Annotated in this window: 14 protein-coding genes; 9 read left to right on the top strand and 5 right to left on the bottom strand. The window is 72.3% G+C overall.

Annotated elements, in window-relative coordinates; genetic code table 11:
- Positions 1-125 precede the first annotated feature (125 nt).
- Entirely contained in the window at positions 126-833 is a 708-nt protein-coding gene (locus ACFRU2_RS19145) for a hypothetical protein (protein WP_382973398.1), read from the bottom strand.
- 432 nt (positions 834-1,265) lie between these two features.
- A complete protein-coding gene (gene miaB, locus ACFRU2_RS19140; RefSeq protein ID WP_382973394.1) occupies positions 1,266-2,780 on the bottom strand; it encodes a tRNA (N6-isopentenyl adenosine(37)-C2)-methylthiotransferase MiaB in 1,515 nt (504 codons plus the stop codon).
- Between the two features lie 112 nt (positions 2,781-2,892).
- Between miaB and ACFRU2_RS19135 the strand changes: the two genes are divergently transcribed.
- The gene (locus tag ACFRU2_RS19135) at positions 2,893-3,888 is read left to right on the top strand and encodes a TAXI family TRAP transporter solute-binding subunit (RefSeq protein WP_382973392.1); all 996 of its coding nucleotides are present in this window, start codon (positions 2,893-2,895) and stop codon (positions 3,886-3,888) included.
- A gap of 15 nt (positions 3,889-3,903) precedes the next feature.
- Here the strand turns inward: ACFRU2_RS19135 and ACFRU2_RS19130 are convergent, their stop codons facing one another.
- The 3 genes from ACFRU2_RS19130 to ACFRU2_RS19120 form a co-directional block, all read right to left on the bottom strand.
- Positions 3,904-4,821 carry an ROK family protein gene (locus ACFRU2_RS19130; RefSeq protein WP_382974008.1) on the bottom strand — a complete coding sequence of 306 codons (918 nt, stop codon included), beginning with the start codon at positions 4,819-4,821 and terminating at the stop codon, positions 3,904-3,906.
- Positions 4,822-5,040: 219 nt separating this feature from the next.
- Entirely contained in the window at positions 5,041-6,459 is a 1,419-nt protein-coding gene (locus ACFRU2_RS19125; RefSeq protein ID WP_382973389.1) for an ATP-binding protein, read from the bottom strand.
- Positions 6,460-6,471: 12 nt separating this feature from the next.
- Entirely contained in the window at positions 6,472-7,233 is a 762-nt protein-coding gene (locus tag ACFRU2_RS19120; protein ID WP_382973386.1) for a response regulator transcription factor, read from the bottom strand.
- A gap of 284 nt (positions 7,234-7,517) precedes the next feature.
- Between ACFRU2_RS19120 and ACFRU2_RS19115 the strand changes: the two genes are divergently transcribed.
- The 8 genes from ACFRU2_RS19115 (at position 7,518) to ACFRU2_RS19080 (ending at position 13,857) form a co-directional block, all read left to right on the top strand.
- Positions 7,518-8,303, top strand: coding sequence for an amino acid ABC transporter ATP-binding protein (locus tag ACFRU2_RS19115; RefSeq protein WP_274549841.1), 786 nt, complete (start codon positions 7,518-7,520; stop codon positions 8,301-8,303).
- Between the two features lie 98 nt (positions 8,304-8,401).
- Positions 8,402-9,256, top strand: coding sequence for a glutamate ABC transporter substrate-binding protein (locus ACFRU2_RS19110; protein WP_375946694.1), 855 nt, complete (start codon positions 8,402-8,404; stop codon positions 9,254-9,256).
- 116 nt (positions 9,257-9,372) lie between these two features.
- Complete coding sequence (locus ACFRU2_RS19105) at positions 9,373-10,047, top strand: amino acid ABC transporter permease (protein WP_382973383.1); 675 nt, start codon at positions 9,373-9,375, stop codon at positions 10,045-10,047.
- Positions 10,044-10,940, top strand: a complete 897-nt coding sequence (locus tag ACFRU2_RS19100) for an amino acid ABC transporter permease (RefSeq protein WP_382973381.1) — start codon at positions 10,044-10,046, stop codon at positions 10,938-10,940. The genes ACFRU2_RS19105 and ACFRU2_RS19100 overlap by 4 nt, the downstream gene beginning before the upstream one ends.
- A 212-nt stretch (positions 10,941-11,152) precedes the next feature.
- Entirely contained in the window at positions 11,153-12,736 is a 1,584-nt protein-coding gene (locus ACFRU2_RS19095; RefSeq protein ID WP_382973379.1) for an FAD-dependent oxidoreductase, read from the top strand.
- Positions 12,737-12,768: 32 nt separating this feature from the next.
- Complete coding sequence (locus ACFRU2_RS19090; RefSeq protein WP_311318651.1) at positions 12,769-12,855, top strand: putative leader peptide; 87 nt, start codon at positions 12,769-12,771, stop codon at positions 12,853-12,855.
- 76 nt (positions 12,856-12,931) lie between these two features.
- Positions 12,932-13,477, top strand: coding sequence for a cysteine dioxygenase (locus ACFRU2_RS19085; protein ID WP_382973377.1), 546 nt, complete (start codon positions 12,932-12,934; stop codon positions 13,475-13,477).
- On the top strand, positions 13,468-13,857 hold the full coding sequence (locus tag ACFRU2_RS19080) for a rhodanese-like domain-containing protein (RefSeq protein WP_382974006.1): 390 nt from the start codon (positions 13,468-13,470) through the stop codon (positions 13,855-13,857). The genes ACFRU2_RS19085 and ACFRU2_RS19080 overlap by 10 nt, the downstream gene beginning before the upstream one ends.
- The last annotated feature ends 356 nt before the right edge of the window (positions 13,858-14,213 follow it).

Genomic DNA, 14,213 nt, shown 5'->3' with positions numbered 1-14,213 from the left:
CAAGAGAGCGAAGAGGGGCGCTTCGGGGGCGCCTACCCTTTTTCCTTTTCCTTGATGTGGTCGGAAAACGAGGGGAGGCGCCCGCCCCCCTTTGGTCCCCCCCCCCTTCTCCGTTTCTGCCGCCGCTAAGACCAGGCTGCGACGAAGTACCCGACCCCGTACGGGGCGTCCTCGTACAGCAGCCGTCCCTCCAGCCCCGCGCCCTCGGCGGCGCCGGCGAGCACCTGCCAGGGGGCCCGTCCGGCCGCCTGGAGCTCGGCGGCGAGTTCGGCGTCGAGGGCGGCGAGGGCGGGCAGGTCGGCGGCTCCGAGTGCGCGGGCGGCCTCGGCGTCGAAGGCGGCGGCGCGTTCGTCGAGGTAGCCGGGGGCCTTGAGGGACCGGCAGGCGCTGCCGTCGCCCATGACGAGCAGGGCGACCCGGTCCTCGCGAGCGGCGAGCTCGCGGCCGGCCTCCAGGCACCCCTCGGTGTCCAGCGGGGCCGCGACCCCGAAGCCCTCCAGGGGCGTGGCGCCCCAGCCGGCCCGGCCGAGCAGCCAGGCTCCGACGGCGAGCGGGGTGGGCAGCAGCCGCGGCCCCTCCTCGCCCTCGCCCAGCCGTACGTCGGCCCCGGCGCCGAATCCGCGGAAGGTGCCGCGGGCGCCCTGGGGGTAGGCGCCGTGGTGGTCGGGGTCGCTGGCTCCGACGACGACGAGCAGATCGGGCCGGGAGGCGGCGAGCACGGACAGCGCGTCGGAACACGCGGTCCGGGCGTCGCCGAGTTCGGCGGCGGCTCCCGTGGCGAGCTCCGGCAGGAGCATCGGCGGGGCGGGGCAGACGGCGGCGGCTACGAGCATGATCCGCAGCGTAGCCGTAGCCGGCTGCGGGCGGGGCCGACTCCTTCTCGACGCGGAGCTCGCCCCGCTGCGCGGGCTTCGCTCCGCTGCGCGGGACTCCGTCCGGCTGTGGCCGGGCCGGGCCGGGCTGCGGTTCCGGCGGGGCGGGTGCGGCTGGGTGGGCCCTGCGGAGCGAGGTCCCCTACCCGCCCTTCCACCGTTCCCCGGGCTCCGCCCGGACCCTTTGCCGCGTGCGGCGCCGTTGCCGGGGGCCGGCCCCCGGAACCCCCGCTCCTCAAACGCCCGAGGAAACCCAGCCTCGCCGGCGTTTGAGGCGCGGGGTCCGGGGCGGAGCCCCGGGGAACGGGCGAAGGGCGGGTAGGGGACACCGCCCCGCAGGGCCCACCCAGCCGCACCCGCCCACCGCCGGACGGAGTCGGGCGCAGCGGCGCCTTAAGAGGAGGGGCTCCCGCAGCCCGATGCCGTCGTCGGGAGGGGTGCCGGGACGCCCAGGGTCGGGATGCCGAGGAGGACGCCCTTCGGCTGCGCCGGAGCCGCGTTGCGCTTCTCCCAGGCATCGCCCGCGCGAGTGCGGCGTACCGCCCCCGTCGGGCCCTCGGCCAGGAGGTGGTGCGGAGCCGCGTAGGTGATTTCCACGGTCACCACGTCACCCGGGCGGACCTCTTCGTCCGGCTTCGTGAAGTGGACCAGCCGGTTGTCGGGGGCCCGCCCGGACAGCCGGTGCGTGGCGCCGTCCTTGCGGCCCTCGCCCTCCGCGACCATGACCTCCAGGGTCCGGCCGACCTGCTTCTTGTTCTCGTCCCAGGAGATCTCCTCCTGGAGGGCGACCAGGCGCATGTACCGCTCCTGGACGACCTCCTTGGGGATCTGCCCCTCCATGTCGGCGGCCGGGGTCCCGGGGCGCTTGGAGTACTGGAAGGTGAAGGCGTTCGCGAAGCGCGCCTCGCGCACCGCGTGCATGGTCTGCTGGAAGTCCTCCTCCGTCTCACCGGGGAAGCCCACGATGATGTCGGTGGAGATCGCGGCGTGCGGGATGGAGGCGCGGACCTTCTCGATGATGCCGAGGAAGCGCTCCTGGCGGTACGAGCGGCGCATCGCCTTCAGGATCGTGTCCGATCCTGACTGCATCGGCATGTGCAGCTGCGGCATGACGTTGGGGGTCTCGGCCATCGCCGCGATCACGTCGTCGGTGAAGTCGCGCGGGTGCGGGGAGGTGAAGCGGACCCGCTCCAGGCCCTCGATGGCGCCGCAGGCGCGCAGCAGCTTGGAGAAGGCCTCGCGGTCGCCCAGGTCGGAGCCGTAGGCGTTGACGTTCTGGCCGAGCAGGGTGATCTCGGAGACGCCCTCGGCGACGAGTGCCTCGACCTCGGCGAGGATGTCGCCGGGACGGCGGTCCTCCTCCTTGCCGCGCAGCGCCGGGACGATGCAGAAGGTGCAGGTGTTGTTGCAGCCGACGGAGATCGAGACCCAGGCCGCGTACGCGGACTCGCGCCGGGTCGGGAGCGTGGAGGGGAAGGCCTCCAGCGATTCGGCGATCTCGATCTGCGCCTCTTCCTGGATGCGCGCGCGCTCCAGCAGGACGGGCAGCTTGCCGATGTTGTGCGTGCCGAAGACCACGTCGACCCAGGGGGCGCGGTCCACGATCGTGTCGCGGTCCTTCTGCGCGAGGCAGCCGCCGACGGCGATCTGCATGCCGGGGCGCTTGGTCTTCATCGGCGCGAGCCGGCCGAGGTTGCCGTAGAGCTTGTTGTCGGCGTTCTCGCGGACGGCGCAGGTGTTGAACACGACGACGTCCGCGTCGCCGTCGGAGCCCTGGGGCGCGCGGACGTACCCGGCGTCCTCCAGCAGGCCGGACAGCCGCTCGGAGTCGTGCACGTTCATCTGACAGCCGTACGTCCGGACCTCGTACGTTTTCACAACAGTCGCCTCGCCGCTCTCGGTACTCACTCAGCAAGGGTAAGGGTCGGGCGTGGCGGCCCGGGCCGGGTGAGGGCCGGAGCGGGCCCCGAGGGGCGGGCGGGCCGTGACAGGACGGCTGGTCGGTGGCAGGATCGCGGCCATGCCTCTCGTACCGCCCCGGATCAGCAGGCGCCGTGCCCTGCAGGCCCTGGTGGCCGTACTGGCGGTGCTCTGCGCCCTCGTCTGGTGGCTGCGGCCCTTCGGCCGGCCGGAGGTCACGGGTGGGATCACCTTCAGCACCGGCGTCCAGTCCGGGGTCTACCACCGCTACGGCCTGCTGCTGGAGCAGGCCCTCGCCACGGACGTGCCCGGGTTGCGGGTCCGCCTGCAGACCAGCGAGGGCTCGCAGCAGAACCTGCACCGGGTGGCCGTCGGCGAGGCCGATTTCACGGTGGCGACGGCCGACGCGGTGGCGAAGTACCAGGTCGACCGGAAGCCCGGGGCGGACCGGCTGCGCGCCTTGGCCCGCCTCTACGACGACTACGTCCAGCTCGTGGTGCCCGCCGGTTCGCCCGTCCAGTCCACCCGGGACCTGCGGGGCAAGCGGATCGCCGTCGGCCAGGACGGCTCCGGGGTACGGCTGATCTCGGAGCGGATGCTCACGGCGGCGGGGCTGGACCCGGTGCGCGACGTCACCCCGGTGGCCATCGGCATCGACACCGTGCCGAAGGAGCTGGAGGCCGGCCGGATCGACGCCTTTTTCTGGTCGGGCGGGCTGCCCACCACCGCCGTCAAGGAGCTCTCGGAGCGGTTCGAGATCCGGCTCGTGCAGCTCGGCGACCTGGTGGAGGCGCTCCAGGCCAGCGGCAGCCCCGCGCGGTACTACCGGGCGGCGGTGATGCCCCCGGACGCCTACGACCGCGCCCGCAGCAACTCGGCGGTCTCCACCGTGGCGGTGCCGAACCTGCTGGTGACCCGGGATGACGCGGGCGCCGAGCTGACGGAACAGTTCACGCGCACGGTGATCGGCAGCCGCGACCGCATCGGGATACAGGTGCACGCCGCCCAGCTCGTGGATCTGCGGACGGCGATCTACACGGATCCCCTGCAGCTGCACGAGGGCGCGGCCCGCTACTACCGCTCCGTCAAGCCGTAGGGGTCCCGGCCGCCGTCACGACCGCAGCAGCATCGTCGCCGCGGCGGCGGCCCCGATCAGGCCCGCGTGGGTGCCCAGCATCGCCGGGACGACCTGGAGGTCCTTGACGAAGGACAGGGTCGCGTACGAGGCCAGGTGCGCGCGGACCGGCCCGAAGAGGGTGTCCCCGCAGGCGGCGACGCCGCCTCCGATGACGGCGATGTCGGTCTCGACGAGGGTGGCGGTGGCCGCGATGGCTGCGGCCAGCGCCCGGCCCGCGCGGTCGAAGGCGGCCAGGGCGACGGGATCGCCCGCGGCAGCGGCGGCGGCCACCCCGGCCGCGGTGGCGTCCCCGGCCGGGACCCAGCCCTGGGCCAGGGCCCAGGCCGCGATGGCGGTGCCGGAGGCGAGGGACTCCACGCAGCCGCGGCCTCCGCAGGCGCAGGGCTCCCCCTCGAAGGCGACGCTGATGTGGCCGATGTGGCCCGCGTTCCCGGTGGGCCCGGGGTGCAGCTGGTTGTTCAGGACGAGTCCGCCGCCGACGCCGGTGGAGACCACCATGCAGAGCGCGTTGGCGTGCCCGCGGGCGGCGCCCAGCCAGTGCTCGGCGGCGGTCATCGCCACCCCGTCGCCGGCCAGCACCGTGGGGATCCGTGCCCCGTGCCGCGCGAGCTCGGCCTCCACCCGGGCCTGGACGGGGAAGCCCCGCCAGGCGCCGATGTTGACCGGGCTGACCGTGCCGCGCGCGGTGTCCACCGGTCCCGCGCTGCCGATCCCGCACCGGACGGCCGATGCCCACAGCGGGGACTGCGCGAGCTCGGCGACGACCTCCGCGACGGCGGCGAACACGGTGTCGCCGTCGGCGCCGCGCGGGGTGGGCCGGCGGGTGGTGGCCGTCATCGCCCCGTCGGAGTCCACCAGCGCTCCGGCGACCTTCGTACCGCCGATGTCGATCGCGACCGTCGGGCCGGAGTCGGCCGGCGCACCGGCGCGGGGGGCGGGGAATGCGGAGGTGGGGGTGGGAGTGGTCACGGCGGCGCTCCAGGAAGGGGGTCGGTTTCAGTATGCGGCCGGCGGCGGCGCGGAGTCGTCCCAGGCGACGACGGACAGCCCGCCCCCGCCCGCACCACCCTCACCTGGACCGGAGCCCTCCCGGGCCGGTGACCCCGCGGTTCACTCGGGGCCGGCGGCGGGATCGGTGCGCGGGACGGCCACCGTCACGCGCAGCCCGTGCGGCGGGTTCTTCTCGTAGGAGAGGGACGCGCCGCCCGCGCCGAGCAGGATGCGGGCGATGGAGAGGCCGAGCCCGGAGCCCTTGATGTTCTGGTGGCGTCCGCTGCGCCAGAACCGGTCCCCGATCCGCAGGAGCTCCTCCTCGGTGAGCCCGGGGCCCCGGTCGGCGACCACGATCAGCACCCGGTCGCCCTCCACGGAGAGCGCCACCTCGACGTCCTCGCCCTCCGGAGTGAACTTGAGGGCGTTGTCGATGACGGCGTCGAGCGCGCTGGAGAGCGCGATCGGGTCCGCCCAGCCGGTGGCGGCGCTGCGCCCCGTCCCGGTGAGCCGCACGCCCTTCTCCTCGGCGAACGGGCGCCAGGCGGTCACCCGCTCGGCGGCCAGCCCGGCGATGTCGATCAGGCTGATCTCGGCGGCGGCGTGCTCGGCCAGGGCCAGGTCGAGCAGGTCGTCCAGGACCTGGGTCAGGCGCTTTCCCTCGGTCCGTACGGAGGCGATCTCCTCGTTGCCCTCGGGCAGTTCGAGGGCGAGCAGCTCGATCCGCAGGAGCAGTGCGGCGAGCGGGTTGCGCAGCTGATGGGAGGCGTCGGCGACGAAGGCGCGCTGCTGTTCCAGCACCTCTTCGACGTTGTCGGCCATCTCGTTGAACGAGCGGGCCAGGCGCCTGAGTTCCGGGGGGCCGCCGCCCGCCGCGACGCGGGAGTTCATCCGACCGGTGGCGATGCCGTGGGCGGCGGCGTCCAGGGTCCCCACGGGCTTGAGCACCCAGCTGGTCAGCCGCAGGGCGGCGCCGAAGGCCACGAGCATGGCCGCGCCGAGCCCGGCGGCGATCACCAGCCAGCCCTCCAGGATCCGGGCGCGCATCTGGCCGGTGGGCGACTCGGTGGCGACCACGGCGACCACGTCCCCGTCGAGGACCACCGGGGAGACGACGAGGATCTTGCCGTTGGTCTGCCAGGGCCACACCTGGCCGGGGTCGTGGCTGCGCCGTCCCGCGAGCGCCTCGGTGAAGGCGACGCGCCCCTCCCCCTTCTCCGGCAGCTCCCACCAACTGGGGGACCGGGCGATGGCGTTGTCGTCGCGGCGGAAGATGCCGACGCGGATCCCGTACAGCTCCTGGTAGCGGGCCAGTTCGTGCTGGAGGGTTTCGCGGCGTTCGCCGGCTCCGCTGGACTTCGAGCCCTCGGCGTCGATGACGAACTGCGCGAGCGCGGCGAAGCGGGCGCTGTCGTCGATCCGGTCGACCACCACCCGCTGCTGCTGCCCGGCCGCCAGGGCCACGGCGAGCGGGAAGCCGAAGGCGATCAGGACGCCCGCCATCAGGACGACGAGCAGCGGGAGCAGACGGGCGCGCACGACGGGTGGCCGCTAGACGGCGGGCGGAGCGGAGGCGGCGGGCGGGGCGGGGGCCGCCGGGGCGGGCGGTACGACGAGCCGGTACCCCACACCGCGGACGGTCTCGATGAGCGCCGGCATGCGCAGCTTGGACCGCAGCGAGGCCACGTGCACCTCGAGGGTCCGGCCGGTGCCTTCCCAACTGGTGCGCCACACCTCGCTGATGATCTGCTCGCGGCGGAAGACCACGCCGGGGCGCTGCGCGAGCAACGCCAGCAGGTCGAACTCCTTGCGGGTCAGCGCCACGTCGACGCCGCCCACGCTGACCCGGCGGGTCGAGAGCTCGATGCCGACGGTCCCCAGCCGGACCACGCCGGGCGTGCCGGCGGGGCCTGCGGCGGTGGTCTCCTCGGAGGCGCCGGTACGGCGGGCCACCGCGTGGATGCGGGCGAGGAGTTCGCCGGTGTCGTAGGGCTTGGTGACGTAGTCGTCGGCGCCCATGTTGAGCCCGTGGATGCGGGAGCGCACGTCGGCCCGCGCGGTGACCATGATGACGGGCGTGCTGGTGCGCTTGCGGATCTTGCCGCACACCTCGTAACCGTCCTGGTCGGGCAGGCCGAGGTCGAGCAGGATCACCCCGTACGGAGAGGCCTGGGGCGGGGCGCCCGCCGACAGCAGCGCCTGCAGGGCCTCCTCGCCGCTGCGGGCATGGGTGACCTTGAACCCGTGCCGGGCGAGGATCGCGGACAGGGCGGCGGCGACGTGGTCGTCGTCCTCGACGAGCAGCAGTCTCATGTCGTCCCCCTCTCCATCTCTTGATCTCTTCGCGTTCGCATGGCGGACATCATGGGCCACATAGCATCCACGCCGATGCGGACTCCCACGTCAAGACGGTTCCGGCCCGTCGTGGGTTCCGTTATCCACCCGGTACGGCCGGGGCCGGTGCCTGACGCCCGCGCGTACGGAGCGTATCGGTGCGAGGCCGGATCGTTATGCTCAATTCTCCCTCAGATGTAATGACGCTGTGCGCGCCACGTCACTACTGTCCTCCCAACCGAGGAGGACGGAGCCACAAGCCGATGAGCGGAGTATCAGTGACCAAGGACGTGCGGGACGCGGCCGGTGCCGCGGACGACCTGGTCGTGCTGAGCAACGTCAACAAGCACTTCGGCGCGCTGCACGTGCTTCAGGACATCGATCTGAGCATTGCCCGCGGTGAGGTCGTCGTGGTGATCGGCCCTTCGGGGTCGGGCAAGTCCACGCTGTGCCGGACCATCAACCGCCTGGAGACGATCGATTCGGGCAGCATCACCGTCGACGGCAAGCAACTGCCGTCGGAGGGCAAGGCGCTGGCGAAGCTGCGCGCCGATGTGGGCATGGTCTTCCAGTCGTTCAACCTCTTCGCGCACAAGACGGTGCTGCAGAACGTGATGCTGGGTCAGCTCAAGGTCCGCAAGGCGGACCAGGCCGCGGCGCTGGAGAAGGCCAAGTCCCTCCTCGACCGGGTGGGTGTCGGCTCGCAGGCCGACAAGTACCCGGCCCAGCTCTCGGGCGGCCAGCAGCAGCGCGTGGCGATCGCCCGCGCCCTGGCGATGGACCCGAAGGTGATGCTCTTCGACGAGCCGACCTCGGCCCTCGACCCGGAGATGATCAACGAGGTGCTGGAGGTCATGCAGCAGCTCGCCCGGGAGGGCATGACCATGGTCGTCGTCACGCACGAGATGGGCTTCGCCCGCTCCGCCGCCAACCGAGTGGTCTTCATGGCCGACGGAAAGATCGTCGAAGAGGCCACGCCCGAGCAGTTCTTCAGCAACCCGCGGAGCGACCGCGCCAAGGACTTCCTCTCGAAGATCCTGCACCACTGACCTTCGCATCTGGTAGTGATCCGGTGACGGATCGTCGTCGCCAGCACGCACGTCTCACTTCACAGCCGTCTCACGTCTCACTTCGAGGGAAGTCCACCATGAAGCTCTCCAAGGTCGGCGCGGCCGCCGCCATCGCCGTTGCTCTCGCCCTGACCGCGACCGCCTGTGGCGGCAGCGACAGCACCAAGCCCGGTGACGCCGGTTCCTCGGCCGGTGCCAAGAAGGACAAGATCGTCATCGGCATCAAGTTCGACCAGCCGGGTGTGGGCCTCAAGACCCCCGACGGCAAGTTCACGGGCTTCGACGTGGACGTGGCGACGTACGTGGCCAAGGAGCTCGGCTACGAGCCCGACCAGATCGAGTTCAAGCAGGCCGTCAGCGCCGAGCGCGAGAACCTGATCTCCAACGGTGACGTGAAGCTGGTCGTGGCGAGCTACTCGATCAACGACAAGCGCAAGGAGAAGGTCGACTTCGCCGGCCCGTACTTCCTCGCGCACCAGGACCTGCTGGTCCGCGCCGACGACACCTCGATCACCAAGGCCGAGGACCTCAACAAGAAGAAGCTCTGCTCGGTCACCGGCTCCACGTCGGCGCAGAACGTCAAGACCAAGCTGGCCCCCGAGGCCGACCTGCAGCAGCTGGGTGGCTACTCCGAGTGCCTGACCGGCCTGGAGAACAAGGCCGTTGACGCCCTGACCACGGACAACTCGATCCTGGCCGGCTACGCGGCGCAGGACAAGAACAAGGGCAAGTTCAAGCTGGTCGGGCTGAGCCTGAGCAACGAGAACTACGGCATCGGTCTGAAGAAGGGCGACAAGGAGCTCCAGACCAAGGTCAACGCCGCCATCAAGAAGATGGAGGCGGACGGCGCCTGGGCCAAGGCCATCGAGAAGAACTTCGGCCCGTCCGGCTACAAGGCCGAGCCGGCTCCCGCGGTCACCGAAGGCAGCTGACCCGGCGGCCGGTCCGCCGGCCGATCCATCGGTGAGGAGCGTCGCCGCCCGCCTGCCGCGGGCGGCGCCGTGACCCACCGGCCAACCTGGCCATCCTGGGGAGAGCGCAGGCCATCGTGTTCGATTTTCTTGATTCCGGGCAGTACGACGTGCTCGGAGCCTTCTGGGTGACGGTTCAGCTCACCCTCTACTCGGCCGTCGGGTCCCTGATCTGGGGCACCGTACTGGCCGGGATGCGGGTCAGTCCGGTCCCGCTGATGCGGGGCTTCGCCACCGCGTACGTGAACCTCGTGCGCAACACCCCGCTGACCGTGCTGATCATCGGCTGTTCGCTGGGCCTCAACCAGACCCTGGGCGTCACGCTGGGCGGCGGCACCTTCAAGGAGATCGGCTTCCGGCTCGCGGTCCTCGGCTTCATCGCCTACACCGGCACCTTCGTCTGCGAGGCGATCCGCTCGGGCATCAACACGGTCCCGGTCGGCCAGGCCGAGGCCTCCCGAGCCCTGGGCATGAGCTTCGTCCAGACGCTCACCCTGATCGTGCTCCCCCAGGCCTTCCGCGCGGTCGTCGCACCGCTGGCCAACGTGCTGATCGCCCTCACCAAGAACACCACGGTGGCAGCGGCGATCGGCGTGGCCGAGGCGGCGCTGCTGATGAAGGAGATGGTCGAGAACGAACCGCAGGACCTCTTCGCCGTCTTCGGCGTCTTCGCCCTCGGATTCGTCCTTCTGACCCTGCCCACCGGCCTGCTCCTGGGCTGGGTGGCCAAGCGAGTGGCGGTGAAGCGATGACCTCGGTGCTGTACGACGCCCCGGGCCCCAAGGCCAAGGCCCGCAACTGGATCTACACCGGCGTCTTCCTCGTGGCGTCCGCCGCCCTCGCGTGGTGGGTGCTGTCCGCCCTGGCGGACAAGAACCAGCTCGACGCCGACAAGTGGAGCCCCTTCGTCACCGACGGCCAGGTATGGACGACGTTCCTGCTCCCCGGCCTCTGGGAGACCCTGAAGGCCGGCGCCATCGCCATGGTGATCGCCCTGCCGCTGGGAGCCCTGCTCGGCCTCGGCCGGCTCTCCGACCACGCATGGGTACGCACCGCCGTGGGCACCTGGGTCGAGTTCTTCCGGGCCATCCCGGTGCTGATGCTGATGCTCTTCGGCTCCGCCTTCTTCGTGCAGTACACGGCCGTCGCCTCTGAGATCAGGCCCCTGTACGCGGTGATCACCGGGCTGGCCCTGTACAACTCCGCCGTCATCGGCGAGATCGTCCGGGCCGGCGTCGAGTCGCTGCCGAAGGGTCAGACCGACGCCGCCAAGGCGATCGGCATGCGCAAGGGCCAGGTCATGACCTACGTCCTGCTCCCGCAGGCGGTGACCGCGATGCTCCCGGCGCTGGTCAGCCAACTCGTGGTGATCCTCAAGGACACCGCGATCGGTGGTGCGGTACTGGGATTCGCCGAGCTGTTGACCCAATACCGGCAGATCTCGGCGAACTACAGCAACACCATCCCGACCCTGGTCGTGATCGCGGCGATCTACATCGCGGTGAACTTCGCCCTCACCACCTTCGCCTCCTGGCTGGAGGGCCGGCTGCGCAAGTCGAAGCGGAGCACCGGCGCGATGGTCCCGGTCAGTCAGTTCGATGCGGGCGACAACTCGGGCGGCGGCATGGGCGGCGGCGCCATCTGACCGGACCCCCGGCGGAGCATCGGACATCTGCCCGAACCCGGGTCGGACACCCGGCCTGACAGCCGGTCAGTACACTTGCGGGACACGTGTGGTGCGGCGGAACTCATCCGTCGCACCACTCGGCATTGTCCGGCCCGGCGTCACTTGACGCAGGCACCTCCAGTGGGTTGCATACGTTCTGTGATCACATACCGGACACCGGGAGCCACATCATGGACCCGGTGATCGTCGTCGGCGCGGGGCCCGTCGGGCTGTCCCTGTCCCTCGCCCTGGCCGGCCAGGGCGTGCCCTGCGTCGTGCTCGACGAGGGATCCGGCAAGGACGAACCCCGCCCCGCGCGCACCGTCGCCCTGCACGCCGACACCGCCGCGATGGTGCACCGGCTGGGCTGTACGACGCTGCGCGACGAGGGTGCGTACTTCACCGCCTGGCGCACCATGCGGCGCGGCCGCGAGTCCCAGCGGATCACCTTCGAGGACGGCCCGGCCCCGATCCACCTGCCGCAGCACGCCCTGACCCGCGGACTGCGCGACGCCGCAACCGCGCATCCCCTGGTCCAGCTGGTCACCGAGAGCAAACTCGACGCCCTGGAGCAGGACGACCGCGGGGTCACCGCCCACACCCGGGGCGCCGAGACCACGTGGTGGCGCGGCAGCCATCTGGTCGGCTGCGACGGGGCCCGCTCCACCGTGCGCAAGTTGCTCGGCATCCGCTTCCCCGGCCGCACCACCGTCGAGCGGCACGCCGTGGCCGCCCTGCGCACCGAACTGCCGTGGCCGGGCGAGGCGTTGCTGGACCGCAGCCCGCCCGAAGAAGTCACCGCCCGGCCGCTGGCCGACGGGGCGTACCGGCTGGACTGGCTGCTCCCCGCGCGCGGGGACCTGGTCACCCCCGACGCGCTGGTGACCCTCATCCGCGACAGCCTCGCGCTGTGGTGCGGGGGCACGACACCCCCGTACGAGCTCCTCGACACCGGGGTCCACACCCTGCACCACCGGCTCGCCCGGCGCTGGCGCGACGGCCGCTGCTTCCTCGCCGGGGACGCGGCGCACCTGCTCGGCGCGCTCGGCACCCAGGGCGTGGAAGAAGGCCTCCGGGACGCCGAGAACCTCGCCTGGAAGCTCTCCCTCGCCTGGCACCAGGGGGCCTCCGAAGCCCTCCTCGACAGTTACGAGGCCGAGCGCCGCAGGGCGGTGGCCGCCCGGCTGCGCGCCGCCGACCAGGCCATGCCCGCACTGCGCACCGGGGGCGGGCTGCGCACGTACCTCCCCGGAGCCTCGCGCGCCGCCGAACTCCTCCTCACCGACGGGCACTTGGGTCGCGGCCCGCTCGGCGCGGAACCGGTGTACGCCCCGCCCGTGGCCGTCCACGACGTACCCACCGCCACCAAGCCGGGCGGGTCCGTCGAGAACGTCCCGGTCACCGCGCCCGACGGCTCGACGGTGCCGCTGCGCGACCAGCTGGGGCGGGGCCGGCTCCTCGTCGTCCTCGTCGCCCCGGGCACCGGGGTCTGGGACCGGCGGCACTGGCTGGGCGCCGGCCTGATGCCCCGCCTCGCGGCGGCCGTCTCCGCGCTGCCGGTCCGGGCGGAACTGCTCGTGGCGGACGGCTACCCCGGGGCGGCGGCGCACACCGTGCTCCTCGTACGACCGGACGGGCATCTCGCGGCCACCTTCGCCGGGGTCCAGCCGGCCGGGCTGTACGAGGCCGCCGACGCGGTCCGGCACGGCCCGTCGACCGCCGCCCCCGCCCCGGCGTCCAGGAGCCTGCCCGCCGCCGCACCCGTGATCGATTGACCCTCCGGCCGAGTCGTGCTTCACTCGCGGACATGACCGGCAACGACGTACGCCTGTGGCGGAGGGTCCATATGGACCTGCTCCGCTACGCGGGCTGCGTGTGTCGCCCTTCCTGCTGATTCGCCCTTCCCTCTTGCGCGCCCCCCATGCGGGTGTGCCGCGCGCTCTCGCGAACCCCCAGGACGGTCATCCTTCATGTCTGCACCCACGCACGCCCCTGCCCCGGCGGCGGCTCCGGCTGCCGCCCCGGCCCTCTCGGCTGCGGATCTCCTCGACTTCACCCGGCGCATCGCCTCCGACCCCGAACTGATCGCCTCCCTCCCCCTCGATCCCGAGGGCCGGACGTGGATCCGGCTCGACGGCCCGGGCGGCAGCGAGGCCTGGCTGATCGGCTGGCCGCCCGGCACCGGCACCGGCTGGCACGACCACGCCGAGTCGCGGGGCGCGTTCACCACCGCGCAGGGACACCTCACGGAGAACTCCCTCGCGGTCCGCCTCCCCTCCGAGGGCTGGCAGTCCCTCTCCCTGGCCCCCGACGTGGACCGCACGCGCCGGCTGGGCGCGGGCACCGGGCGGGCCTTCGGCGAGCACCACGTGCACGAGGTGCTCAACGAGTCCGCGACCGAGCACGCGATCTCCGTCCACGCGTACTACCCGCCGCTGCCCCTGATCCGCCGCTACAGCCGCACCGGCCCGGTGCTCACGCTGGAGCAGGTCGAGCGTCCGGCGGACTGGCAGTGAGCGGCATCGACGCCCTCGTCGACCGGCTGCGGACCACGTACACCCGCGTGGACGCGGCCCAGGCGCACGCGGAGTCCCTGACCGGGGCCCTGCTGGTCGACATCAGGTACCAGGCCCTGCGCGAGCGGGACGGACTGATCCCGGGCGCGCTGGTGGTCGAGCGCAACGAACTGGAATGGCGCCTCGACCCCGAAGGCTCCCACCGCCTCCCGGAGGCCGTGGGCCACGACGTCCGCATCATCGTCATCTGCAACGAGGGCTACGCCTCCACCCTCGCGGCGGCCTCCCTCCACTCCCTGTCCCTCCCCAACGCAACGGACCTCACGGGCGGCTTCCAGGCCTGGAAGGCCGCGGGCCTACCCGTCGCTCCTCCTTCTTGACGCGCCGCTCGCGCAGGTGCCAGTGGGCGGGTGCGGCTGAGTCGGCCCTGCGGGGCAAGGTCCCCTACCCGCCCTTCCACCGTTCCCCGGGGGGGGGCGGCCCCCGGACCCCCGCTCCTCAAACGCCGGAGGGGCTGGAATTGCTTTGTGGGCACGTGCAATCGGAGGCCGGCCACATCCAGCCTCGCCGGCGTTTGAGGCGCGGGGTCTGGGGCGGAGCCCCAGGGTCTTTGCGGGTCCGGGCAGCGCCCGGGGAACGGGCGAAGGGCGGGTAGGGGAAATCCGCCCCGCGCAGCGGCACACCCTAGGGCCGTTGCACGGAGCAGAACCCCGGAGCTTAACTCCTGGCCGACACG

Origin of the sequence: Streptomyces sp. NPDC056883 (assembly GCF_042788835.1) — a bacterium.
GTDB classification, from domain to species: Bacteria; Actinomycetota; Actinomycetes; order Streptomycetales; family Streptomycetaceae; genus Streptomyces; species Streptomyces stoeckheimensis.
The sequence above is the reverse complement of the archived record's forward strand: the minus strand, read 5'-3'. Positions and strand labels throughout refer to the sequence as shown.

Coding starts and splice junctions, on each gene's coding strand:
- ACFRU2_RS19145 (WP_382973398.1), bottom strand. CDS start 833: ATGCTCGTAGCCGCCGCCGTCTGCCCCGCCCCGCCGATGCTCCTGCCG.
- ACFRU2_RS19135 (WP_382973392.1), top strand. CDS start 2,893: ATGCCTCTCGTACCGCCCCGGATCAGCAGGCGCCGTGCCCTGCAGGCC.
- ACFRU2_RS19120 (WP_382973386.1), bottom strand. CDS start 7,233: ATGAGACTGCTGCTCGTCGAGGACGACGACCACGTCGCCGCCGCCCTG.
- ACFRU2_RS19115 (WP_274549841.1), top strand. CDS start 7,518: ATGAGCGGAGTATCAGTGACCAAGGACGTGCGGGACGCGGCCGGTGCC.
- ACFRU2_RS19110 (WP_375946694.1), top strand. CDS start 8,402: ATGAAGCTCTCCAAGGTCGGCGCGGCCGCCGCCATCGCCGTTGCTCTC.
- ACFRU2_RS19100 (WP_382973381.1), top strand. CDS start 10,044: ATGACCTCGGTGCTGTACGACGCCCCGGGCCCCAAGGCCAAGGCCCGC.
- ACFRU2_RS19095 (WP_382973379.1), top strand. CDS start 11,153: ATGGACCCGGTGATCGTCGTCGGCGCGGGGCCCGTCGGGCTGTCCCTG.
- ACFRU2_RS19090 (WP_311318651.1), top strand. CDS start 12,769: ATGACCGGCAACGACGTACGCCTGTGGCGGAGGGTCCATATGGACCTG.
- ACFRU2_RS19085 (WP_382973377.1), top strand. CDS start 12,932: ATGTCTGCACCCACGCACGCCCCTGCCCCGGCGGCGGCTCCGGCTGCC.